This is a genomic window from Streptomyces sp. ITFR-21, assembly GCF_031844685.1.
Taxonomy (GTDB): domain Bacteria; phylum Actinomycetota; class Actinomycetes; order Streptomycetales; family Streptomycetaceae; genus Actinacidiphila.
Genome location: NZ_CP134605.1, coordinates 820,996 through 844,819, shown reverse-complemented (window position 1 = coordinate 844,819; position 23,824 = coordinate 820,996). Strand labels below are relative to the sequence as shown.

Here is a 23,824-nt window from a genome sequence, read left to right as displayed (position 1 = left end):
CAGGCAGGCGCCGTTCGCGGTGTATAGGGCATCGCCGTCGAGGCGGCCAGTAGCCGGGCGGGGGTGGCATGGGACGGGGCGCGTCGCCGTCCGGGCAGGTGGCGGCGGATGCCGAGCTGTTCCAGCAGCGCGGTGGTGGCGCGCTGTCCCTCTCGGTGATCTCGGTGATGGTCCGGGCGCCGGAGACGACCGCGCAGGCGCGGATCGGCGGCAGGCCGGGCAGGGGGTACCACCGCCCGCGACGCGAACGCGGGTCGGGTACGCGCTGGAGGTGGACGCGCAGGCGGCCGGTGTCGTGCTGGTGAAGGAGGCCCAGTCGTGCCAGGACGGCAGGGACCGGGGAGGATGGAGCGGCAGGCACGGGACCTCGATCTGATCAGCCGGCATAGACACCCTGATGATCACCGGTCTCGTGCCTGTCCTGTTGCCGCGTCAACTCCCCCTCGACGCGGACGATCTACGCGATCCCGGACCTTGCAACAGCCCTGGTTCGCCCTGCCACGACCGTAGCCGTCCGGCAAGCAGCCCTGACCGGCGCGCCTACTTGAGGCCCAAGCTCGAATCAACCGATGGCGCAAGGCCCGTCTCCTCGGACGGCGTGGCCTTGATGCTTCCCGGAGCCCAGCCGAGGACTTCCTCGAACCTGCGGGCAATGGTCGAAGTGGGCAGGTCCCCACGGTCGTGTTCGAAGGTCCTGATGGTCGAGTGACTCAGCCAGGTACGTCGTGCGAGACGACGGTCGGGTGGACGCGCGGGCAATGGACGCCGAGGCCCTACGCTGAGGGCACGATGCACCGACTCACCACGCCCTGGGGCGACCTCGACCTGACCCGATTCCCGGCCGAGCCGCGTGAGCAGCTCAGGGCCTGGGACGCCGCGGACGAATACCTGCTGCGGCACCTGGCCGAGGCGGGCGGCCCGAGCGGCGGGACCGTCGTCCTGGGGGACCGCTGGGGCGCGCTGACCACCGCGCTGGCCGCGGCTCCGACCGGCGACCTGTCCGGCGAGCCGACAGGTGACCCGACAGGTGACCCGACCGGCGGCCCGGCCGCCCCTCCGACCACCGCCCCGGCCCCGTACCGCCTGACCCAGATCTCGGACTCCTTCCTGGGCCAGCAGGCCACCCGGGCCAACCTGCGGCGCGCCGCCCCGGGCGCCCGGGTGCGGCTGCTGTCCACCCGGGACGCCCCGCCGGAGCGGATCGACCTGCTCCTGGTCCGGGTGCCGAAGAGCCTGGCCCTGCTGGAGGACCAGCTGCGCCGGCTGGCGCCCGCCGTCCACCCGGGCACGGTGGTTGTCGGTACCGGGATGACCACCGAGATCCACACCTCCACACTGCGGTTGTTCGAGCGGATCCTCGGCCCGACCCGTACCTCGCTGGCGGTCCGCAAGGCGCGGCTGATCCTGTGCGCGCCCGCCGACCGGACTCCGGACCCCGGCCCGAACCCGTGGCCGCTGCGGTACGCCCTTCCCGACGGCATCGGCCCGCTGTCGGGGCGTACCGTCACCAATCACGCGGGCGTCTTCTGCGCCGACCGGCTCGACATCGGCACCCGCTTCCTGCTCCAGCACCTGCCGGTCCGTACCGGCCGGGACCGGGTGGTCGACCTCGGCTGCGGCAACGGCGTGGTCGGTACGGCCGCGGCGGTCGCCAACCCCGACTCGGACGTGCTCTTCGTGGACGAGTCCCACCAGGCCGTGGCCTCCGCCGAGGCCACCTTCCGGGCCAACACCGGCCCGGCCGCCAAGGCCGAGTTCCTCGTTGCCGACGCCCTGGCCGCGGTGCCCCCGGAGAGCGCCGACCTGGTCCTGAACAACCCGCCCTTCCACTCCCACCGGGCCACCACCGAGACCGCCGCCCGCCACATGTTCGCCTCCGCCCGCGCGGCCCTGCGCCCCGGCGGCGAACTCTGGGTCGTCGCCAATCGCCACCTGCCCTACCACGTCCGGCTGCGCCGCCTCTTCGGCAACTGTGAAGTGGCCGCCTCCGACCCGAAGTTCGTCATCCTCCGCGCCGTCAAGCGCTGACCGCGGCGCCGCTTCGCCGGATCTCCGCCGCCCCGCTCCCCGCCGCCCCGCTCCCCGCCGCCCCGCCGCCCCGCCGGCCCCCTCCCCGCCCCGCCCCGGCGGACCCCGCGGCCGACCGCGCGGCCGAACGCACGGCCCGCCCGGTCACTCGCCCGGCCCCGGGAGACAGCGACGCCCGAGGGCTTTGCATAAAACTGCGGCACGCCGTATAGTCATACTGTCGAGCGTGGAGGAGAGCGGACCGATGGCAGTGCGGGTGGCGGTGGCCGGGGCCAGTGGGTATGCCGGAGGGGAAGCGCTCAGGCTGCTCCTCGGGCACCCGGAGGTGGAGATCGGGGCGGTGACCGCGAAGGCCAGCGCCGGGCAGCTGCTCGGGGTGTCGCAGCCGCACCTGGTGCCGCTGGCCGGGCGGGTGCTGGAGGAGACCACGGCGGAGGTGCTCGGCGGTCACGACGTGGTCTTCCTCGCGCTGCCGCACGGGCAGTCCGCCGCCGTCGCCGAGCAGCTGGGCGAGGACGTGCTGGTGGTGGACATGGGTGCCGACTTCCGGCTGAAGGATCCGGCGGACTGGGAGCGGTTCTACGGGTCGCCGCACGCGGGCAGCTGGCCGTACGGGCTGCCCGAGCTGCCGGGCGGCCGGGTCGCGCTGGCGGGCGCCAGACGTGTCGCGGTCCCGGGCTGCTACCCGACCGCCGTCTCGCTGGCCCTGGCCCCGGCGTACGCCGCCGCCCTGGTCGAACCGGAGGCGGTGATCGTGGCCGCGTCCGGCACCTCGGGCGCCGGCAAGTCGCTCAAGCCGCACCTGCTCGGCTCCGAGGTGATGGGCTCGATGAGCCCGTACGGCGTCGGCGGCGGCCACCGGCACACCCCGGAGATGATCCAGAACCTCAGCGCGGCGGCCGGGCGGCCGGTGAGCGTCTCGTTCACCCCGACCCTCGCCCCCATGTCCCGCGGCATCCTCGCCACCTGCACCGCCAAGGCCCGGCCGGGCGTCACCGCCGCCGACGTACGCGGCGCGTACGAGAAGGCGTACGGGGACGAGCCGTTCGTCCACCTGCTGCCGGCGGGCCGGTGGCCGGCCACCGCCGCCGTGCACGGCTCGAACGCCACGCACCTCCAGGTCGCCCTCGACGAGTCCGCCGGCCGGGTCATCGTCGTCAGCGCCATCGACAACCTCACCAAGGGCACCGCGGGCGGCGCCGTGCAGAGCATGAACATCGCCCTCGGGCTGCCCGAGACGACAGGGCTGTCCACGGTCGGGCTCGCCCCGTGAGCGGCCCGCGCGAAGCCGCCGGGCGGCACCCGGCGACGACGCCCCCGGCCGGGCGGCCGGCGGGCGAGGAAACGAAGAAGGAGGCACGGTGAGCGTCACCGCAGCAAAGGGGTTCACGGCGGCCGGAGTCGCCGCCGGGATCAAGGCGAACGGCGGTTTGGACGTGGCCCTCGTGGTCAACACCGGGCCGCGCCGCGCCGCAGCGGGCGTCTTCACCGCCAACCGGGTGAAGGCCGCGCCCGTGCTGTGGTCCGAACAGGTCCTCAAGAGCGGTGAGGTGACCGCGGTCGTCCTCAACTCCGGCGGCGCCAACGCCTGTACCGGCGCCAAGGGCTTCCAGGACACCCACGCCACCGCCGAGAAGGCCGCCGAGGTGCTCGGGCACGGCGCGGGCGAGATCGCGGTCGCCTCCACCGGCCTGATCGGCGCCCTGCTGCCGATGGACCGGCTGCTGCCGGGCGTCGAACTGGCCGCCGCCCAACTGTCCGAGCACGGCGGCGAGAAGGCCGCCATCGCGATCAAGACCACCGACAGCGTCCACAAGACGGCGGTCGTGACCAACCCGGCCGGCTGGTCGGTCGGCGGCATGGCCAAGGGCGCCGGCATGCTCGCCCCGGGCCTGGCCACCATGCTCGTCGTCCTCACCACCGACGCGGACCTGGACGCCGGCACCCTGGACAAGGCGCTGCGGGACGCCACCCGGCAGACCTTCGACCGGATCGACTCCGACGGCTGCATGTCCACCAACGACACCGTGCTGCTGCTCGCCTCCGGCGCCTCCGGGATCGCCCCGGAGTACGGCGAGTTCGCCGACGCGGTCCGCGCGGTGAGCGGCGACCTGGCCCGGCAGCTGATCGGCGACGCCGAGGGCGCGAGCAAGGACATCAGGATCGAGGTGGTGCACGCCGCCACCGAGCAGGACGCCGTCGAGGTGGGCCGGTCCATCGCCCGCAACAACCTCCTCAAGTGCGCCGTCCACGGTGAGGACCCCAACTGGGGCCGGGTGCTGTCCGCGATCGGCACCACCGGCGCCGCCTTCGAACCCGACCGGCTCGACGTGGCCATCAACGGCGTCTGGGTCTGCCGCAACGGCTCGGTCGGCGAGGACCGCGACCTGGTCGACATGCGCTTCCGCGAGGTCGTCATCACCGTCGACCTCGCCGCGGGCGACGCCGGCGCGGTGATCTGGACCAACGACCTCACCGCCGACTACGTCCACGAGAACAGCGCGTACAGCTCATGACGGCCCGCAAGCACACCGCGCTGCCCAAGGCCCGCATCCTTGTCGAGGCGCTGCCCTGGCTGACCCGCCACCACGGGAAGACCGTCGTCATCAAGTTCGGCGGGAACGCCATGGTGGACGAGGAACTCAAGGCCGCGTTCGCCCAGGACGTGGTGTTCCTGCGGCATGCCGGACTGCGGCCGGTCGTGGTGCACGGCGGCGGCCCGCAGATCAGCGCCCAGCTCGACCGGCACGGGCTGGTCAGCGAGTTCCGGGCCGGGCTGCGCGTCACCACCCCCGAGGCGATGGACGTCGTACGGATGGTGCTGGCCGGCCAGGTGCAGCGGGAGATCGTCAACCTGCTCAACCAGCACGGCCCGCTCGCCGTCGGCATGACCGGCGAGGACGCGCACACCATCACCGCCGTCAAGCACTACCCGCGGATCGACGGCGAGTCGGTCGACATCGGCCGGGTCGGCGAGATCACCGCGATCGACACCGGGGCGATCGAGGCGCTGCTCGGCGACGGCCGGATCCCGGTCGTCTCCTCCATCGCCCGCGCCTCCGACGACGGCCACGTCTACAACGTCAACGCCGACACCGCCGCCGCGGCCCTGGCCGCCGCCCTCGGCGCCGAGACGCTGATGGTCCTCACCGACGTCGAGGGCCTGTACGAGGACTGGCCGCACAGTGACGACGTGATCAGCCGGCTCACCGCCACCGAGCTGGAGAAGCTGCTGCCGGAGCTGTCCAGCGGCATGGTCCCCAAGATGCAGGGCTGCCTGTACGCCGTCCGCAACGGCGTGCGCACCGCCCGGGTGATCGACGGCCGGGTCCAGCACGCGATCCTGCTGGAGATCTTCACCGACGAAGGCATCGGCACCATGGTCGTGCCGGACGCGGATCCGGCCGGACCCGACGGCACGGCCGGTACGGCCGGTACGGCCGGTACGACCCGTACGGCCGCGGCGCGCCCGGCGGCGGGGGAGCACACCGCGGCGGTGCCGCCGGTGGAAGCAGTAGGACCAGGACGAGAAGGACAAGGGGGAGAACGGTGACCGCGAACGACGAGCTGACCCGGCGCTGGCAGGGCTCGCTGATGGACAACTACGGCGTGCCCCGGCTGCCGCTGGTGCGCGGCGAGGGCACCAGGTTCTGGGACGCCGACGGGAAGGTCTACTACGACTTCCTCGGCGGCATCGCGGTCAACGCGCTCGGCACCGCCCACCCGGCCGTCGTGGCCGCGGTGACCCGGCAGGTCGCCACCCTCGGCCACGTCTCCAACCTCTTCGTCGCCGAAGCGCCGGTCGCCCTCGCCGAGCGGCTGCTCCAGCTCTTCGGCCGGCCCGGCCGGGTCTTCTTCGCCAACTCCGGTGCCGAGGCCAACGAGGCCGCGTTCAAGATCGGCCGGCTGACCGGCCGCCGGCACGTGGTCGCCACCGAGGGCGCCTTCCACGGCCGGACCATGGGCGCCCTCGCGCTCACCGGCCAGCCGCCGAAGCGCGAGCCGTTCCAGCCGCTGCCCGGCGACGTCACCCATGTGCCGTTCGGCGACACCGAGGCGCTGCGGGCGGCCGTCAGCACCGACACCGCGCTGGTCGTCATCGAGCCGATCCAGGGCGAGAACGGCGTCGTCGTGCCGCCGCCCGGCTATCTCGCGGCGGCCCGCGAGATCACCGCCGCGACCGGCACCCTGCTGGTCCTGGACGAGGTGCAGACCGGCGTCGGCCGTACCGGGCACTGGTTCGAGTGCCAGGCCCAGGGGGTCGAGCCCGACGTGGTCACCCTCGCCAAGGGCCTGGGCGGCGGCCTGCCGCTGGGCGCGGCCGTCGCGTTCGGACCGGCCGCCGACCTGCTCACCCCGGGCACCCACGGCACCACCTTCGGCGGCAACCCGGTCTCCTGCGCCGCCGGGCTCGCGGTGCTGGACACCATCGCCGCCGACGGCCTGCTCGACAACGCCAAGCGGCAGGGCGAGAAGCTGCGGCAGGGCGTGGAGGCGCTGCGACACCCGCTGGTCGATCATGTGCGCGGTACCGGTCTGCTGATCGGTATCGTGCTCACCGAGCCGCTGTCCGCGCAGGTCCAGCGGGCGGCTCAGGACGCCGGACTTCTGGTGAACGCGGCCGTCCCCGACACGGTACGGCTCGCGCCGCCGCTGATCGTCGGCGACACCGAGACGGACGCGTTCCTCGGGGCCCTGCCCGGCATCCTCGACCAGGTGCACCAGCAGCATCAGGCCGCCCGGGAACGACGTGACGGAGAATGACGCGACGATGAGCGAGGCACCGGCGCACAGCAACGGCCAGGCTGTACCGCAGACCCGCACCGCACGGCACCGCAGGATCGTGGACCTGCTCGGCCGGCAGCCGGTGCGGTCGCAGAGCCAGCTGGCCAAGCTGCTCGCCGACGACGGGCTGAGCGTCACCCAGGCGACGCTCAGCCGGGACCTCGACGAACTCGGCGCGGTGAAGATCCGCACCAACGACGGCGAGCTCATCTACGCGGTCCCCTCCGAGGGCGGCTTCCGCACCCCGCAGGCGCCGCTCGGCGAGTCCGTCAAGGAGGAGCGGATGCGGCGGCTGGCGGCCGAGCTGCTGATCTCCGCGGAAGCGTCCGCCAACCTCGTCGTGGTCCGCACCCCGCCCGGCGCCGCCCAGTTCCTCGCCTCCGCGATCGACCAGGCCGAGGTCTACGACATCCTCGGCACGATCGCCGGCGACGACACGGTGATGCTGATCAGCCGCGACCCGGCGGGCGGCCAGAAACTGGCCGACCACCTGCTCCGGCTGGCCCAGGGCGAGGGCTGACCGGTCCCCGGGCGCACCGGCCCCGGACGCCGCCCGCGGCACCGGGGAGTATCCTCCCGGAACCTCCCGGAACCTTTCGGGTCCCCCGGATCACCCGCTGTACACCCCGCTGACCAGCCGCGTTGACGAGTCATACAGGGGAGTGCATACTTATACTAGTCAGCGTATGTATCGTAAGGAGAGACCCCGTGACCGAGCGCGTCGTACTGGCCTACTCAGGCGGCCTGGACACCTCCGTCGCCATCGGCTGGATCGCCGAGGAGACCGGCGCCGAAGTCATCGCCGTCGCGGTCGACGTCGGCCAGGGCGGCGAGGACCTGGACGTCATCCGCAAGCGGGCGCTCGCCTGCGGTGCCGTGGAGGCCGAGGTCGCCGACGCCAAGTCGGAGTTCGCCGACGAGTACTGCCTGCCGGCGCTCAAGGCCAACGCCCTCTACATGGACCGCTACCCGCTGGTCTCCGCGCTGTCCCGGCCGGTCATCGTCAAGCACCTGGTGGCCGCCGCGCGCAAGCACGGCGCCGACACCGTCGCGCACGGCTGCACCGGCAAGGGCAACGACCAGGTGCGGTTCGAGGCCGGCATCTCCTCGCTGGCCCCCGGTCTGAAGTGCATCGCCCCGGTCCGCGACTACGCGATGACCCGGGACAAGGCGATCGCCTTCTGCGAGGAGAAGAACCTCCCGATCGCCACCACCAAGAAGTCCCCGTACTCCATCGACCAGAACGTCTTCGGGCGGGCCGTGGAGACCGGCTTCCTGGAGGACATCTGGAACGCGCCGATCGAGGACGTCTACGAGTACACCCAGAACCCGGCCACCCCCCGGGAGGCCGACGAGGTGGTCATCACCTTCCAGCAGGGCGTCCCGGTCGCCATCGACGGCCGTCCGGTCACCGTGCTCGAAGCCATCCAGCAGCTCAACGTGCGGGCCGGCGCCCAGGGCATCGGCCGGATCGACATCGTCGAGGACCGGCTGGTCGGCATCAAGTCCCGGGAGATCTACGAGGCGCCGGGCGCGATCGCGCTGATCACCGCCCACCAGGAGCTGGAGAACGTCACCGTCGAACGCGAACTGGCCCGCTACAAGCGGCAGGTCGAGCAGCGCTGGGGCGAACTGGTCTACGACGGCCTGTGGTTCTCCCCGCTCAAGCGGGCGCTGGACGGCTTCATCGACGAGGCCAACGCGTACGTCTCCGGCGACGTCCGGGTGGTGCTGCACGGCGGCCGGGCGGTCGTCAACGGCCGCAGGTCCGCCACCTCGCTGTACGACTTCAACCTGGCGACGTACGACACCGGCGACACCTTCGACCAGTCGCTGTCCAAGGGCTTCATCGAGATCTTCGGCATGTCCTCGAAGATCGCGGCCAAGCGGGACCTGGCGCAGTGACCCAGGACAGCCCCGACGACCCCGAGGTCAGGCTCTGGGGAGGGCGGTTCGCCGACGGGCCGTCCGCCGCCCTGGAGCGGCTGTCCGCCTCGGTGCACTTCGACTTCCGGCTCGCGCCCTACGACATCGCCGGCTCCCGGGCGCACGCCCGCGCCCTGCACCACGCCGGACTGCTCACCGCCGACGAGCTCGACCGGATGACCGCGGGGCTCGACGACCTCGAAGCGGCGGTGGCCGCCGGCGCGTTCACCGCCACCGTCGCCGACGAGGACGTGCACACCGCGCTCGAACGCGGCCTGCTGGAGCGCCTCGGCCCGGAACTGGGCGGCAGGCTGCGGGCCGGCCGGTCCCGCAACGACCAGGTGGCCACCCTTTTCCGGATGTACCTGCGCGACCACGCCCGGATCATCGGCGGCCTCATCGCCGACCTCCAGGACGCCCTGGTCGGCCTCGCCGAGGCCCACCCCGGTGTGGCCATGCCCGGCCGCACCCACCTCCAGCACGCCCAGCCGGTGCTGTTCGCCCACCATGTGCTGGCGCACGTCCAGGCGCTGTCCCGGGACGCGCAGCGGCTGCGGCAGTGGGACGAGCGCACGGCGGTGTCGCCGTACGGCTCGGGCGCGCTGGCCGGCTCCTCGCTGGGCCTGGACCCGGAGGCGGTCGCCAGGGAACTCGGCTTCGAGCACGGCAGCGTCGGCAACTCCATCGACGGCACCGCGGCACGCGACTTCGTGGCCGAGTTCGCCTTCGTCACCGCGATGATCGGCGTCAACCTCTCCCGGATCGCCGAAGAGGTCATCATCTGGAACACGAAGGAGTTCTCCTTCGTCACCCTGCACGACGCCTTCTCCACCGGCTCCTCGATCATGCCGCAGAAGAAGAACCCGGACGTCGCCGAACTGGCCCGAGGCAAGTCGGGCCGGCTCATCGGCAACCTCACCGGGCTGCTGGCGACGCTCAAGGCGCTGCCGCTGGCGTACAACCGGGACCTCCAGGAGGACAAGGAGCCGGTCTTCGACTCCTGCGACCAACTGGAGGTGCTGCTCCCGGCGTTCACCGGCATGATGGCCACCCTCACCGTGCACCGGGACCGGCTGGAGCAGCTGGCGCCGGCCGGGTTCTCGCTGGCCACCGACATCGCCGAGTGGCTCGTACGGCAGAACGTGCCGTTCCGGGTCGCCCACGAGGTCGCGGGGGAGTGCGTCAAGGTCTGCGAGGCCGAGGGCATCGAACTCGACCGGCTCACCGACGAGCAGTTCGCGAAGATCTCCCCGCACCTGACGCCGCAGGTGCGCGGCGTGCTCGACGTGGCCGGCTCGCTGGCCTCGCGCAACGGCCGCGGCGGCACCGCGCCGAGCGCCGTCGCCGTGCAGCTCGCCGAGGTCAAGGCGGACCTGGCCCGGCAGCACACGTGGGCGCACGCAAAGGACGACTGAGCCGCCGCGGGGCCGCTCCGCGGGGCCGGCCGGGAAGGGCGCGAAGCCGCCGTTCCCGGCCGTTTCCCGTACCGGCCCCGACCGGCCCCGCGGCCGGTACGGGAGACGGCCGGGCTTGTCCGGGGCTCCCCGGGGCCCGGCGGCCGGGACGGCGGCTCAGGCGGCCTTCGCCTTGGTCGCGTAGATGTCGACGTACTCCTGGCCGGACAGCCGCATCACCTGGCTCATCACCTCGTCGGTGACGGCCCGCAGGACGTAGCGGTCGCGGTCCATGCCCTCGTAGCGGGCGAAGTCCAGCGGGGCGCCGAAGCGGACGGTGACCGGGGCGATCCGGGGCATGCCGGTACCGCCGGGCTGCACCTTGTCGGTGCCGATCATGGCGAACGGCACCACCGGGGCGCCGGTCATCAGGGCCAGCCGGGCGATGCCGGTACGGCCCCGGTACAGCCGGCCGTCGGGGGAGCGGGTGCCCTCCGGGTAGATGCCGAAGATCCTGCCCTGCTCCAGCACCCGGCGGCCCGTCATGAGCGCCGCGACCCCGCCGTGCCCGCCGTCCCGGTCCACCGGGATCATCCCGCAGGTGGTGAAGAACCACGCCATCAGCCGCCCCTTGCCGCCCTTTCGGGTGACGTACTCGTCCTTGCCGATGAAGTAGACCTGCCGCTCCACCACCAGCGACAGGAACAACGAGTCGATGAAGGTGACGTGGTTCCCGGCCAGGATCACCGGCCCCGACCCCGGGATCCGGGCCACGCCCTCGACCGCCGGGCGGTACAGGACGCGCATCAGCACCAGCAGGATCGCCTTCAGCACACTGCGGGACATGCGGGAGAACAACAGACCCTCCGGTAGGTCACAGGGACGGTCGGGACGGCAGCCGGCCGGCCCCCCGGCACCACGGCCACCTGCCCGTATGCGAGGACGATACTTCCGCGGACGAGGATCGCGCACGCCGGGTTCACCCGCTGACCACGCACTGTTGACGTACGTCACGGGCACGTTCCGGCCGACGGAGGGCCGGCTTCGCGCCGGGCATCGGTCCCACCGCGGAACCCGTCATCCCGCTCGACGCCGCCGGCAGGCTGCTGCCGCCCGGGTGAAACCCGCCGCCCCGCGGGCCGCGCCGGGCAACCGCCCGGCGCGGTCTGGGCATGCCGCGGGACTCGCACCCGATATGCAGGTCCCATGGAACCTGTGGCGACCGGCAGTCCCCGCCCGGGCCCGTACGGCGGTCCCGCCGGTCCCGGTCCGCACGGACCGGCCAGGGCGCGCGACCGGCCCGGCGCGTACCGCGGGTCCGGCGTGCCCGAGGCGTACGCGCCGATCGGCGCGCTGCTGACCGCGGAGGCGGCCGCGGCGGCCCCGCCCGGCAGCGGTGTCGAGGCCGCCGACCTGGAACAGGCGGTCTGGCTGCGGCTGCTGGAGCTGGACGGGCCACCCGCCGAGCCCGGCCGGTGGGTGCGGGGCGCGGTACGCGACGAGGCGCGCGTGGCGGCCCGGCGGATCCGCAGCGAGCGGCCCTGCGGCGCCCCCGACGCCGGTCCGCCCGCGCCCGGCGGACAGGGCGGGGAGGACGGCGCGAACGTCGAGGACCGGGTGCTGGCCGCCGAGTCGCGGCGCGCCGTGCTGGACGCGGTACGCCTGCTGCCCGGCCGCTGCCCGCGGATCGTGCTGGCGCTGATGTCCGGCTCCGACCGCACCTACCCGGAGATCTCCCGGGAGTTGGGAATCTCACAGGGCAGTCTGGGGCCGCTGCGCTCGCGCTGCCTCGGCTGTCTCAGGTCGATCCTGAATTCGAGGGTTGGATCCCCGGTGAGACGGGGTAATGCACGGTAAACAGTCAGCGGTTGTGGGCACCCTTGGCGTGCGTGGACCGGATTGAGACGAGTAGCACACTTACGCTACCCGGCCAGGCGGTTTGTGCGATCATCGGCGCCACGGAGGCGGTGCAGAGCCGCACCGACTCCGCCCAGACACACGTATCGGGCAGGCACCTCACCCTCAACTGCCCGGACGGAACCGAAGGGGAGGCCTGCGCGCATGGGCATGAGCGTGACCATCTCTACGGCGGAGCACAGCGACGCCGAGAAGATCCTGAAACTCCAGTACCTCTGCTACCAGGGCGAAGCAGAGCTCTACGGCGACTACACCATCGAACCGCTCACCCAGACGCTCGACGAACTGCGGGCCGAACTCGCCCAGGGCGTCGTGCTGGTGGCCCGGCTCGGCCCCGAGGTCGTCGGCTCGGTGCGCGGCGCGGTGGACGACGACGGCACCGCTCGGATCGGCAAGCTGATCGTCCACCCGCGCCTCCAGCGGCACGGTCTCGGCGGACGGCTGCTCGCCGCCCTCGAAGGACGTCTCGCCGAGGAGACCGCGGCCAAGCGGTACCGGCTCTTCACCGGCCACCGCAGCCAGGTCAACCTGCGGATGTACCGCAAGCTCGGTTACGAGCAGGTGGGCGCCGCCGAGCCGGTGAGCCGCAGGCTGAGCCTGGTGCACATGGAGAAGTCCGCCCAGGGCGACCCGACCCCGTCCTTGGCGGCCACCGCCTGACCTCGCGGCCGGTCCGGCAGTTCCGGCTCAGCGGCCGGTCCGCTGCGGCCGCGTCCCCGCCTCACGGGCGGCCCGGCGCAGCCACAGCAGACCGGCCACCGGAAGCGCGAGCGGCAGGAAGGCGTAGCCGATCCCGAAGTCCGACCAGACCGTCGCGTCCGGGAAGGCGGAGGAGTCCACGATCGTCGCGACCCCGACCGCGAGCACCCCGAGCAGCTCCGCCGAGCAGCACACCAGCGCCACCCTGCGGGCCGACTCGCCGCCCCGCCGAAGTGCGAGGGCGATCACCGCGTAGACCACTCCGGCCACCGCTGACAGGACGTACGCCAGCGGCGCGTCGTGGTACTTCGTGCTGATCTGCACGACCGAGCGGGAGAGCGCGGCCACGGTGAAGACCGCGTAGAGGGACAGCAGCAGCCGTCCGGGGCCGGTGCCGATGCGGTTCGGCGGCTTCTCGGGCGCGGGCTTCCCGTCCTGCCCCGCCGGTTCGGCGCGGACCGCGGCCGCCGCGTGCACGGTGGCCGCCGGGTCCGCGCCGGCGGTCCGCCCGGTGTCCCCGGTCTGCTCCGTCGCCGCCACCGGCCCCGCCTCCGCTGTCCGTCGTGTCATGTCCTCAGCCCTGTCAGCCACGTCCGCCACCCCAGATCTCGTGCAGCCGCAGCTCCAGCACGGCCAGCACCACGCCACCGGCCGCGACGATCGCCGAACCCCAACGGGTGCGCTCGGCAAGGGACATGAAGGCCGCCGCCGGAATCGCGCAGACCGCGCCGATCTGGTAGGCCAGGAAGACCGCCAGACCCTGCGCGGGCCGGTCGCCGTGCGCCAGCTGCACCACCGAGACCACCAGCTGCGCCAGGGCGAGCAGCGTCACCACGGCCATCCCGGCGAAGTGCCAGTCCTTCGTCGCCGAGTCACGGTACGCGGCGAAGCCGCACCACGCCGCGAGCAGCAGCGCCGCGACGGCGACCGTGACGATGACCGAGTCCAGCATGCGCCGACTTTATTACGGGCACTCCCCGCGCCCTTCCCCCGGCCCCCCGGCCTCCGGTTCCGACCCGGCGCCGCCACCCGCGCGCGGGCCCCGCGTGGCCGAGGACCCACGGGCCCACCGGGCCGCCGTCCCGGGTCCGCCCCGGCCTGGGCCCACCCGCCGCCGGCCTCTTTCAGCGGTGGCGCAGCCAGTACACGTCCGTGGTGTACGGCATCTCGATCGCCCCGGTGCCCCGCGTCGCGTCGTGCGCGCCCAGCACCGCCTCCACCTCGGACCGCACCCGTTCCTGCGCCGCCGCGTCCAGCACCGCGATATGGCTCGACGACATCATCCGCTCCACCACGTCGGCGACCGTCGTCGAATGCGGATTGGGCCAGTGCCGCTCCTCGGTCGGGCCCCAGCCCGGCCGGTCCGCGAACACCCGCTGCCAGTCCCCCGGGCCGCTCAGCCCCGCGGCCAGCGGCGGGCTCGGCAGGTCGCGCGGCGCCAGCCGGAAGTAGATGTCCTGGAAGTCCCGCACCCACGGCACCGAGGTGTCGTAGGTGTTCCACACCAGCGCCAGCGCGCCGCCCGGCCGCAGCAGCCGCTCCACCTCGGCGAGCGCCGCGTCCTGCCGGAACCAGTGCCAGGACTGCGCCGCCACCACCGCGTCCGCGCAGCCGGCCGGCAGCCCGGTCTCCTCCGCCGTGCCGGCCGACACCGACACCCCCGGCAGCAGCTCGGCGATCTGCTCGCGCATCTCCCGGACCGGCTCCACCGCCAGCACCCCGGCGCCGGTCAGCGCCAGCAGCCGGGTGAACTTGCCGGTGCCCGCGCCCAGGTCGACCACGGTACGGCCGGACTCCAGGGGCAGCGCGTCGGCGAGCGCGGCGACCGCGGCCAGCGGATAGGAGGGCCGGGAGCGCTCGTAGACTCCGGCGGCCCGCTGATAGCCGACTCCTGCTGCGTGGTGCACTCTCACGCGGGCTGACGGTAGCAGGATCGGATGACGTCCACGGATACCCTTCCTGACCGTCATCCGGCCTACTCTGAAAGGGCGTTCGCCGCCGCGCCCCGCCGTGGCCCGCCGCCGCGCCGCCGCGGCGACCCTGCCCGGTGGCCGCCGCGCACGATGCTGCATGCTGTTCAGCTCACAGCTGTGCAATCCACCCATGCCCCTGGTTACGGAGCAGCGAATGACCTCAGCACCGGCCTTCCCTGACATCTCCATCTCCACGGAGCGGCTGGTGCTGCGCGGGTACGACGAGGACGACATGACCTCCCTGGTGGAGATGATGGACGACGAGCTGATCACCGCGTGGACCGGGGTACCGCATCCCTATACGGCCGCCGACGCCCGTGAGTTCGTCACCAGGACCGCCCCCGCCGAACGCACCGAGGGCCGCGGCCTGGTGCTGGCCGTCACCGAGTTCCTCACCCAGCGGCTGGTCGGCACCGTCACGCTGCGGAGCACCGACTGGCGGATCCGGGCCACCGAGATCGGCTACCTCACCGCCGTCTGGGCCCGCGGCGAGGGCTACGCCTGCGAGTCGGTGCTCGCCGTGTGCCGCTGGCTCTTCGAGGAGCAGGGCTTCGCCCGCGTCGAACTGCGTACCGCCGCCGACAACACCGCCTCCCAGCAGGTCGCGCAGAAGATCGGCTGTGTCAGCGAGGGGGTGCTCCGCGGCGCCGGACTCGTCCGCACCCAGGCCGAGGACGGCCGCTGGGCCGAGACCCGCACCGACCTGCTGGTGTGGAGCCTGCTGCCGGAGGACCTCGACGAGCACACCGGCAAGGGCGCCGGCGGCGGTGACGCGTACGACAACTACACCGACTACACCGCATATGCGGACTGGCGCTGACCGCGCCGCCGCACCCCGCCGCGCGCCGGGTTAGGGTTCTCACCCCGGGGCCGTGCTCCTCGCCGTCCGCCGTCCGCCGCGCGCGCCCCTGCGGCCCGCGGCGCGGCACGCCGAGGAGGGCCCGCCGGGACCCCCGCGATCCGCACCGCCATGGAGAGGCAGAGACGATGGCCGACCGGGTCACCGTGATCGGTTGGGACGGATCACCCCCGTCCGAAGCCGCCAGCGCCGCACTGAGCGCCGCGACCTTGGTGGCCGGCACCCGCCACCACCTCGCCCTTCCCCACGTCCCCCGGGACGCCGAGCACATCGTGCTGGGCAGTATCGAGATCGCCGCCCGGCGGATCGCCGGCCACCGCGGCACCGCGGTCGTGCTCGCCGACGGCGACCCCGGCTTCTTCGGCGTGGTCCGCGCCCTGCGCGACCCCGAGCACGGGCTGGAGGTCGAGGTCGTCCCCGGCGTCTCCTCGGTCGCCCGCGCCTTCGCCCGCGCCGGGATGCCCTGGGACGACGCCCGGGTGGTCGCCGCCACCGGCCGCACCCTGCGCCGCGCGGTCAACGTCTGCCGCGCCTACCCCAAGGTCGCCGTCCTCACCGCGCCCGGCGCCGGCCCGGCGGAACTCGCGCTGCTGCTCACCGGAGTGCACCGCACCTTCGTCATCTGCGAAGCCCTCGGCACCGAGCAGGAACAGGTCACCGTCCTCACCTCCGACAAGGTCGCCGACCACATCTGGCGGGAACCCAACGTCGTCCTGGTCGTCGGCGGCATGACCTCCACCGCTCCCGGCGTGGCGGGCCGCGGCGGCTGGATCGCCGGCCGCGACCCGGGCTTCCCCGGCCCGGTACGCGGCTGGGCGCTGGCCGCCTCCGAGTACGGCGGGCACGTGCCCGCGCAGGTCCGCGCCTTCCAACTGGCCCGGCTCGGCCCGCGCACCGGCGACCTGGTCTGGGACATCGGCGCCGCGGACGGCGCGATCGCCATCGAGGCGGCCCGGTTCGGCGCCGCCGTCATCGCCGTGGACGCCGACGCCGACGCCTGCGACTGGATCACCGTGACCGCCCGGCGCGGCGGCGTACAACTGCACGTCGTGCACGGCACCGCGCCCCAGGTGCTCGAGGACCTCCCCGAGCCGGACGTGGTACGGATCGGCCGGGCCGACGCCGAGGTCGTCGCCGCCTGCGCGGCCCGCCGGCCGGAGCGGATCGTGACCACGGCCGCCACCCGCGACAAGGCCGAAGCCGCCACCCGAGCCCTGCAGGAAGGCGGTTACGCCGTCGAACGCGCGCTGCTGCAATCGGTCGAATTGGACAGCGAGTGGGCGGAACGCGAGCGGTCGGTGACCTTCGCGCTGAGCGCCACCCGACGTTGAAGACCATGGTCGACTTCCCGCCGCGAGCCGTCGGAACGGGGGCATTGTTGACCGTGTTTCCGCTGGTCGCGGGGGTGGGCGAGCAGTACGGGAGGGGGTGGTGTGAGATACGTCCCGAGGTTCGGACTCCTGGGCGGACCGCCGTCCGCCGCGAGGTAGGCTGACGGATCGTTGTGCTGTCGTCATGCGTTGACGGGGTGTCGGGCTCGCGGGCACCCGGGCGCCGACGTGCCGCATCCCTGACACGCTCGTTACTTGTTCGTGGGGGCCGGGCTGTGGCTGGCGCAACGGCTGGAAGGAGCGGAACCGATGGGCGAGGGGCACGCATGACGGACACCGGTCAGATCCCCGGCGAGGGGCTACCGGGGAACCCGGTCGGGGACGCGGTTCACCAGCCGTACACCGACCTTCCCGGCAACGGCGTTCCCCAGCAGTCCGGATGGGCGACGGACCCGCAGGCCGACCCGCACGGCGCGCCCGCCTACGACTACCTCGACCAGCCCGCCGCGCCCGGCACCGGGCTGGACGACGAGGACGACGTCCTGCTGATGCCCGGCCCGCAGGGCAGCTGGAGCGATCCGCAGCCGGTGCCGCCCCAGCGCTATGACACGCCCTCGGCTCTCGACCCGGGGGCGCCGCTGCCCGCGGCGGAGCCGCTGGCCGTGCCGCGGGGCCTCGCCGAGCCGGCGGCCGCGCAGCCGGCCGGCGCGTCGGCGGTGGCCACCGGACCCGGGACCGTCGAGCAGGGCGCCCCGCCCGCCGCCCCGCGCCGCCCGCTGCACCTGGGCCCGCCCATTCCGGACACGCCCAGCGGCGGAGTCTCGGTGCGCTCCCTCGCCGACCGCGGCCCGGCGGTGCGGCCCGGACCCCCCGCCCCCGGCCCCGAATACCTCGACGTCCCCCCGGACGGGACGACGGGCATCCCCGCGCAGCAGACCGGCGAGCCGTCGAACCCCGCGGCGCCGCCGCCCGGCAGCGCGTGGCCCGCGGCGCCCACCGGACCTCTGACGCCCTCCTCCCAGATCCCCTCGCAGCAGTCGCTCATCCCGCACGCCGACAGCTTCGTGCCGTCCCAGCACGTCCCGCCGGCCCAGGAGCCGGTGCCCGACGCGGAGGCGCCGCGGTTCGCGGCGCCCGGCGCACCGGGCGCGCAGGGGCTCCAGGGGGCAGCGGAGACCGGGGGACCGGCCGGAGCACCGGGAGCGCCGCCCGACCAGGTGGCGAGCGCCGCGGTGGGCGTGGCCGCGCCCGCCCCGTCGGCCACGCCGGTGCCCGAGGCGGTCCCCGCCGTCCCGCCCGTGCCGGAACCCGAGCCCGAGCCGGCCGCGGAGGGCGCACCGGACGCCGCGCCGCTCCCGCAGCCCGTGGCCGAGCGGCAGCCGGTGCCCGAGCAGCCGCCCGCGGGTGTGCAGCCCCTGGCCGAACAGCCCTTGGCCGACCAGCCCTTGGCCGACCAGCCCCTGGCCGACCAGCCCGTACCGGAGCAGCCGGTGGGGCCGGTGGGGCACCTGCCCGGCGCCGTCGGCCCGGCGCCCCTTCCCGAGGCACCCGTTCAGCCCGCCGCGCCCGCTCCCGCCGAGGCCCCCGGTGCGACGGCCCCCGAGACGGCGGCCGCCACGGGTACCCAGGACGGCGCCGGGAGTCCGGCAGCGGTCGAGGCGCCCCCGGGAGTTCCGGTGGCGGCCGTGCCCGTGCCCGGGGCTGCGCTGCCCCCGGCAGCCGTCGCACCGCCCGCGCCCGCCGTGTCCGACGCCGGGACCGCGACCGCTCCGACCGCTCCGACTGCTCCCGGCCCGGCCGGCCCGGGAGCAGTCGGCGGGGCCGACCTGCCGCCGGCCGTGCCCGGGGTCCCCGTCGCCGTCCAGCAGCCCGCTCCGCCCGATCAGCCTGCTCCGCACGTGCCGCACGTGCCGCAGATCCCGGACGGCTCGGGGGAGTTCGTGGTGCGGGCGCCCGAGGCCATAGCGGCCGGGGCCGCCGGGGCTGAGCAGCAGCCCACCGTGGTCATCGTGGAGCCGGAAGCGGGCAAGGGCCGCCGGCGCCGCGCCGCGCCGGCGCCGGAGCCGGCCCCGTCGGCGGACGCGCCCGTACCGGTACCGGCGGAGGGCTCGGCACCCGAGCCCGGCCCGGCACCCGAGCCCGGCCCGGCACCCGAGCCCCTACCCGGTCCGGAGGCGGCAGCCGATCCCGCGTCCGCGGCGGCCCCGGCGCCCGTTCCGGCCCCGGCCGCGCGCCGGGGGGAGGCGGGCCACGCCCCCGCAGAGCCGTACGAGCCCGCCGTCCGGGACGCGGTGCACCGCGTGATCCGGGAGCGCCGCGACGTCCGCAACGGCTTCCGCTCCGACCCGATCCCGAACGACGTCCTGCTGCGCGTCCTTGAGGCCGCCCACACCGCGCCCAGTGTCGGCCACTCGCAGCCCTGGGACTTCGTGGTCATCCGCTCCGAGAAGACCCGCACGAGGATGCACGAGCTGGCCGCGGTCCAGCGCGAGGCGTACGCCAAGTCGCTGCCCAAGGGCCGGGCCCGGCAGTTCCGCGAGCTGAAGATCGAGGCGATCCTCGACACCCCGGTGAACATCGTCGTCACCGCCGACCCCACCCGGGGCGGCCGGCACACCCTCGGCCGGCACACCCAGCCGCAGATGGCCCCGTACTCCTCGGCGCTCGCGGTGGAGAACCTGTGGCTGGCGGCCCGCGCCGAGGAGCTCGGCGTCGGCTGGGTCAGCTTCTTCGACGAGCGCGAGATGGTCGCCGCGCTCGGCCTGCCCGAGCACCTGGAGGTCGTCGCCTACCTCTGCATCGGCTACGTCGACGGCTTCCCCGAGGAACCGGAGCTGACGCAGGCCGGCTGGTCCCAGCGCCGGCCGCTGTCCTGGGTCGTGCACGAGGAGGAGTACGGCAACCGGGCACTGCCCGGCGAGGAACCGCAGGACCTGCTGGAGGAGACCCTGCGCGGGATCCGCCCGCTGGACGCCAAGGCCCTCGGCGAGGCGTGGGAGCGGCAGAAGCGGATGACGAAGCCGCCCGGCGCGCTCGGCGTGCTGGAGATCATCTCCGCACAGCTCAGCGGGCTGTCCCGGGAGTGCCCGCCGCCCATTCCGGAACCCGCGGCGGTGGCGATCTTCGCCGGCGACCACGGCGTGCACGCCCAAGGGGTGACCTCCTGGCCGCAGGAGGTCACCGCGCAGATGGTGGCCAACTTCCTCGACGGCGGCGCGGTCTGCAACGCGTTCGCCAACCAGGTGGGGGCCGAGGTGTGCGTCATCGACGTCGGCGTCGCCACCGAACTGCCCAGCACACCGGGGCTGCTGCCGCGGAAGGTACGGGCCGGCACGGCGGACTTCACCGCGGGCCCCGCGATGACCCGCGACGAGGCGCTGCGCGCCGTCGAGATCGGCATCGAGACGGCCAGGGACCTGGTGTCCGCGGGCAACAGGGCGCTGCTGACCGGTGAGATGGGCATCGCCAACACCACCGCGTCGGCCGCGCTGATCTCGGTCTTCACCGGGGTCGACCCGGCGGAGGTCACCGGGCGCGGTACCGGCATCAACGACGAGATGCACGCGCGCAAGATCGAGGTGGTCCGGCGCGGGCTGGAACTCCACCAGCCCGACGCGGCCGATCCGATCGGTGTCCTGGCGGCCCTCGGCGGCCTCGAACACGCGGCTCTGGTGGGCCTGCTCCTCGGGGCCGCGGCCCTGCGCACCCCGGTGATCCTCGACGGGGTCAGCGCCGGCGCCGCCGCGCTGGTGGCCCGCGCGATCGCCCCCGAGGTCCTGGCGGCCTGCATCGCCGGCCACCGCAGCGCCGAACCCGGCCATGTGGCCGCCCTCACCACCCTGGGCCTGCGCCCGCTCGTCGACCTCGACCTCTGCCTCGGCGAGGGCACCGGCGCGCTGCTCGCCCTCCCGCTGGTGCAGAGCGCGGCCCGGGTCATGCACGAGGTCGCCACCTTCGACGCGGCCGGCGTCACCGAGAAGGCGTAACCCCCACCGGGGCCGCCGGCCGCCCGCGGCGGCCGGCGGCGTCATCCGGTCCGTGCCCGGTCCGCGTCCGGTCCCGCGGCCGCGATGGGACGCCCGCCGCCCGGCTCCCCGGAAGGCCGCGAGGGCCGCGGCCCGTAGGGTGGTGGCTCGGGGCGGGGCTCCCGGAGGCTTGGGAGAAGCAGACGAACCGCGAGGAGTCACAGATGGAGCCGCACGACGCGCCCGCGTATCCCGTCGGGCTGCGGCTGGCCGGGCGGCGGGTGGTGGTGGTCGGGGGCGGGCAGGTGGCGCAGCGGCGGCTGCCCGCGCTGGTGTCGGCGGGCGCCGACATCGTGCTGGTGTCGCCGTCGGCGACCCCCTCGGTGGAGGCCATGGCGGCGGCCGGCGAACTGCGCTGGGAGCGCCGGGCGTACGCGAGCGGGGACCTGGAGGGCGCCTGGTACGCGCTGGTCGCCAGCACGGACGGGGCCGCGAACGCCGCCGCCTCCGCCGAGGCGGAAGCGAGGCGGGTGTGGTGCGTACGCAGCGACGACGCCGAGGCGGCCACCGCCTGGACCCCGGCGACCGGCCGCACCGACGGGGTGACCGTCGCCGTCCTGACCGGCCGGGACCCGCGGCGCTCCGCGGCCGTCCGGGACGCGGTGGTCGCCGGCCTGCGGGACGGCAGCCTGGTCGCGCCGCAGCACCGGATGCGTACCGCGGGTGTCGCCCTGGTCGGCGGCGGCCCCGGGGACCCCGACCTGATCACCGTGCGAGGCCGCCGACTGCTCGCCGAGGCCGACGTGGTGATCGCCGACCGGCTCGGCCCCCGCGACCTGCTGGACGAACTGCCGCCGCACGTCGAGGTCATCGACGCGGCGAAGATCCCGTACGGCCGGGCGATGGCCCAGGAGGCCATCAACGCGGCGCTGATCGAACACGCCAGGGCGGGCAGGGCCGTCGTCCGGCTCAAAGGCGGCGACCCCTACGTCTTCGGCCGCGGCATGGAGGAGGCCGAGGCACTCGCCGAGGCGGGCATCCCGGTCACCGTCGTACCGGGGATCTCCAGCTCCATCAGCGTGCCGGGCGCCGTCGGCATCCCGGTCACCCACCGGGGCGTCGCCCACGAGTTCACCGTGGTCAGCGGCCATCTCGCCCCCGACGACCCGCGCTCGCTGGTCGACTGGTCCGCGCTGGCCCGGCTGCGCGGCACCCTGGTGCTGCTGATGGCGGTGGAGCGGATCGGCGCCATCGCCGCCACCCTGATCGCGGGCGGCAGGGCCGCCGACACGCTGGTCGCCGTCGTCCAGGAGGGCACCACCGCGGCCCAGCGCCGGGTGGACGCCACCCTCGCGACGGTCGCGGCGAGGGTCGCCGCCGAAGAGGTACGGCCGCCCGCCGTCGTCGTCGTCGGCGACGTGGTGGGGGTCGGCAGGGGGGCGGCGGGCGGCCGTGGCTGAACCCGTCGTCCTGGACGACCCGGCCGACCCCCGGCTGGCCGACTACACCTCGCTCACCGACGTGGAACTGCGGCGCCGCCGCGAACCCGCCGAGGGCCTGTTCATCGCCGAGGGCGAGAAGGTCATCCGCCGGGCCGCCGCCGCGGGCTACCGGATGCGCTCGATGCTGCTGTCGGAGAAGTGGCGGGGCGTGATGGGCGACGTGATCGCGGCGTCCACCGCGCCTGTCTATCTGGTCGCCCCGGCGGTCGCCGAACAGGTCACCGGCTACCACGTGCACCGCGGCGCCCTCGCCTCGATGGCCCGCGGCCCGCTGCCCGCGCCGGCCGGACTGCTGGCCGGCGCGCGCCGGATCGCGGTCTTCGAGGACACCGTCGACCACGCCAACCTCGGCGCGGCCTTCCGCAACGCGGCGGCGCTGGGCGTCGACGCCGTCCTGCTCACGCCGCGCTGCGCCGATCCGCTCTACCGGCGCGCGGTGAAGGTGTCGATGGGCAGCGTCTTCCAGGTCCCCTGGACCCGGCTGGAGTCCTGGCCGGCCGACGTCGGGCTGCTGCGCGCGCACGGCTTCGTGACGGCGGCCCTGTGCCTGGCCGAGGACTCCGTCACCCTCGACCAACTCGCCGCCCGCCGGGACCGGAGGCTGGCCCTGCTGCTCGGCACCGAGGGCGACGGCCTGTCGCAGGCGGCGCTGCGCGCGGCGGACCTGCGGGTGCGCATCCCGATGGACGGGGGAGTGGACTCCCTGAACGTCGCCGCCGCCTCGGCCGTGGCCTTCTACGCGACCAGGCCGTGAGGGCGGCTCAGCGGCAGGGACCGGCGGGGGAGTGGTAGGCGGGCCGCACGGACGCCAGTTCTTGCAGCGAGCCGCCCGCCGTCAGCCAGCCCAGCAGGCAGGAGGGCCATAACCACTGCCCGCGAGGGGTGTCGACCGGCAGCACCGTCACCTGCTGCCGAGCGGTGTCCAGGACGGCCCAGCCGCCCTTGGCCAGCGGTACCGCGGCCATCCGGCAGCCACTGCGCCCGGCCGCGATGCGGCGCAGCCATCCGGCCGCGTCGCCGGCGCCGCGCGTCCGGCTTCCGCAGAGCACGTCGGCGCAGTCCAGCCAGCGCTGTTCGCGGTGGACGTCGGCGTCGACCACGAAGTGCTCGTCCAGGACCCGCGGTCCGCCGGGCCGCGCGGCGCCCGCGGTGGCCCGCAGCAGCACCCCGCCCGACGGGGTGCGCACGGCCACCGACAGCGCGGGCGCGGCCGCGAAGGCGTCGTCCGGCGGCAGGGGTGTGCGGGCGGTCCGCGAGGGCGGGAGCTCGTACCGCTCGACGCTGACGAAGCCGCGGGCGGCGGCGGGCACCGCGTCGTCGGCCCGTGCTGATGACGATCTGTCGGACACCATTCGGGCGGCCTCCTGCTCCGGCGGACCGCCGGCGCGACGGCCTGGCACGGGCAGCCGGGGCCGTCCCGATCGTCCGGTGGTACGGGGAGGGAG

At 74.5% G+C, this 23,824-nt stretch carries 19 protein-coding genes and 1 pseudogene; 15 read left to right on the top strand and 5 right to left on the bottom strand.

What is annotated here, in order from left to right; translation table 11 throughout:
- The first annotated feature begins 789 nt into the window (after positions 1-789).
- From RLT57_RS03810 to argH, 8 genes and pseudogenes are all read left to right on the top strand, one after another.
- Positions 790-2,028, top strand: a complete 1,239-nt coding sequence (locus RLT57_RS03810) for a methyltransferase (protein WP_311295942.1) — start codon at positions 790-792, stop codon at positions 2,026-2,028.
- Positions 2,029-2,272: 244 nt separating this feature from the next.
- Complete coding sequence (argC, locus tag RLT57_RS03805; protein WP_311295941.1) at positions 2,273-3,301, top strand: N-acetyl-gamma-glutamyl-phosphate reductase; 1,029 nt, start codon at positions 2,273-2,275, stop codon at positions 3,299-3,301.
- An 88-nt stretch (positions 3,302-3,389) separates the two neighbouring features.
- Positions 3,390-4,544, top strand: coding sequence for a bifunctional glutamate N-acetyltransferase/amino-acid acetyltransferase ArgJ (gene argJ / locus RLT57_RS03800; RefSeq protein ID WP_311295940.1), 1,155 nt, complete (start codon positions 3,390-3,392; stop codon positions 4,542-4,544).
- Positions 4,541-5,425: pseudogene (argB, locus tag RLT57_RS03795) on the top strand (acetylglutamate kinase); the annotation flags it as partial. The gene argJ and the pseudogene argB, both read left to right, overlap by 4 nt.
- Before the next feature lie 197 nt (positions 5,426-5,622).
- Positions 5,623-6,792 carry an acetylornithine transaminase gene (locus RLT57_RS03790; RefSeq protein WP_311300557.1) on the top strand — a complete coding sequence of 390 codons (1,170 nt, stop codon included), beginning with the start codon at positions 5,623-5,625 and terminating at the stop codon, positions 6,790-6,792.
- A gap of 7 nt (positions 6,793-6,799) precedes the next feature.
- Positions 6,800-7,333: an arginine repressor gene (locus RLT57_RS03785; protein WP_311295939.1), complete on the top strand. Its 534-nt coding sequence runs from the start codon at positions 6,800-6,802 to the stop codon at positions 7,331-7,333.
- Between the two features lie 188 nt (positions 7,334-7,521).
- Positions 7,522-8,718, top strand: coding sequence for an argininosuccinate synthase (locus RLT57_RS03780; RefSeq protein ID WP_311295938.1), 1,197 nt, complete (start codon positions 7,522-7,524; stop codon positions 8,716-8,718).
- On the top strand, positions 8,715-10,154 hold the full coding sequence (gene argH / locus RLT57_RS03775) for an argininosuccinate lyase (protein WP_311295937.1): 1,440 nt from the start codon (positions 8,715-8,717) through the stop codon (positions 10,152-10,154). Before RLT57_RS03780 ends, argH begins: the two co-directional genes overlap by 4 nt.
- A gap of 156 nt (positions 10,155-10,310) precedes the next feature.
- On the opposite strand, the gene RLT57_RS03770 is transcribed toward argH, so the two are convergent.
- Positions 10,311-10,979 carry a lysophospholipid acyltransferase family protein gene (locus RLT57_RS03770; RefSeq protein WP_311295936.1) on the bottom strand — a complete coding sequence of 223 codons (669 nt, stop codon included), beginning with the start codon at positions 10,977-10,979 and terminating at the stop codon, positions 10,311-10,313.
- 360 nt (positions 10,980-11,339) lie between these two features.
- On the opposite strand from RLT57_RS03770, the gene RLT57_RS03765 reads away from it, so the two are divergent.
- Together RLT57_RS03765 and RLT57_RS03760 are read left to right on the top strand one after the other, a co-directional pair.
- Positions 11,340-11,990, top strand: a complete 651-nt coding sequence (locus tag RLT57_RS03765; RefSeq protein WP_311295935.1) for an RNA polymerase sigma factor — start codon at positions 11,340-11,342, stop codon at positions 11,988-11,990.
- Between the two features lie 204 nt (positions 11,991-12,194).
- Positions 12,195-12,710: a GNAT family N-acetyltransferase gene (locus RLT57_RS03760; RefSeq protein ID WP_311295934.1), complete on the top strand. Its 516-nt coding sequence runs from the start codon at positions 12,195-12,197 to the stop codon at positions 12,708-12,710.
- 27 nt (positions 12,711-12,737) lie between these two features.
- Here RLT57_RS03760 and RLT57_RS03755 read toward each other — a convergent pair whose 3' ends face one another.
- The 3 genes from RLT57_RS03755 to RLT57_RS03745 form a co-directional block, all read right to left on the bottom strand.
- Positions 12,738-13,148 carry a hypothetical protein gene (locus tag RLT57_RS03755; protein ID WP_311300556.1) on the bottom strand — a complete coding sequence of 137 codons (411 nt, stop codon included), beginning with the start codon at positions 13,146-13,148 and terminating at the stop codon, positions 12,738-12,740.
- A gap of 184 nt (positions 13,149-13,332) precedes the next feature.
- Positions 13,333-13,701 (bottom strand): hypothetical protein, encoded by a 369-nt coding sequence (locus tag RLT57_RS03750; RefSeq protein WP_311295933.1) that lies wholly within the window; start codon positions 13,699-13,701, stop codon positions 13,333-13,335.
- A 172-nt stretch (positions 13,702-13,873) separates the two neighbouring features.
- A complete protein-coding gene (locus RLT57_RS03745; RefSeq protein WP_311295932.1) occupies positions 13,874-14,662 on the bottom strand; it encodes a class I SAM-dependent methyltransferase in 789 nt (262 codons plus the stop codon).
- A 214-nt stretch (positions 14,663-14,876) separates the two neighbouring features.
- Here RLT57_RS03745 and RLT57_RS03740 point away from each other — a divergent pair, with 214 nt between their 5' ends.
- The 5 genes from RLT57_RS03740 (at position 14,877) to RLT57_RS03720 (ending at position 23,133) form a co-directional block, all read left to right on the top strand.
- On the top strand, positions 14,877-15,542 hold the full coding sequence (locus RLT57_RS03740; RefSeq protein ID WP_311295931.1) for a GNAT family N-acetyltransferase: 666 nt from the start codon (positions 14,877-14,879) through the stop codon (positions 15,540-15,542).
- A gap of 167 nt (positions 15,543-15,709) precedes the next feature.
- Positions 15,710-16,912 carry a precorrin-6y C5,15-methyltransferase (decarboxylating) subunit CbiE gene (gene cbiE, locus RLT57_RS03735; RefSeq protein ID WP_311295930.1) on the top strand — a complete coding sequence of 401 codons (1,203 nt, stop codon included), beginning with the start codon at positions 15,710-15,712 and terminating at the stop codon, positions 16,910-16,912.
- A 326-nt stretch (positions 16,913-17,238) separates the two neighbouring features.
- Positions 17,239-20,898 carry a nicotinate-nucleotide--dimethylbenzimidazole phosphoribosyltransferase gene (gene cobT / locus RLT57_RS03730; RefSeq protein WP_311295929.1) on the top strand — a complete coding sequence of 1,220 codons (3,660 nt, stop codon included), beginning with the start codon at positions 17,239-17,241 and terminating at the stop codon, positions 20,896-20,898.
- A gap of 203 nt (positions 20,899-21,101) precedes the next feature.
- Positions 21,102-22,337, top strand: coding sequence for a uroporphyrinogen-III C-methyltransferase (gene cobA, locus RLT57_RS03725; RefSeq protein WP_311295928.1), 1,236 nt, complete (start codon positions 21,102-21,104; stop codon positions 22,335-22,337).
- A complete protein-coding gene (locus RLT57_RS03720; RefSeq protein ID WP_311295927.1) occupies positions 22,330-23,133 on the top strand; it encodes a TrmH family RNA methyltransferase in 804 nt (267 codons plus the stop codon). The genes cobA and RLT57_RS03720 overlap by 8 nt, the downstream gene beginning before the upstream one ends.
- 7 nt (positions 23,134-23,140) lie before the next feature.
- On the opposite strand, the gene RLT57_RS03715 is transcribed toward RLT57_RS03720, so the two are convergent.
- A complete protein-coding gene (locus RLT57_RS03715) occupies positions 23,141-23,731 on the bottom strand; it encodes a hypothetical protein (protein WP_311295926.1) in 591 nt (196 codons plus the stop codon).
- Positions 23,732-23,824: the final 93 nt, after the last annotated feature.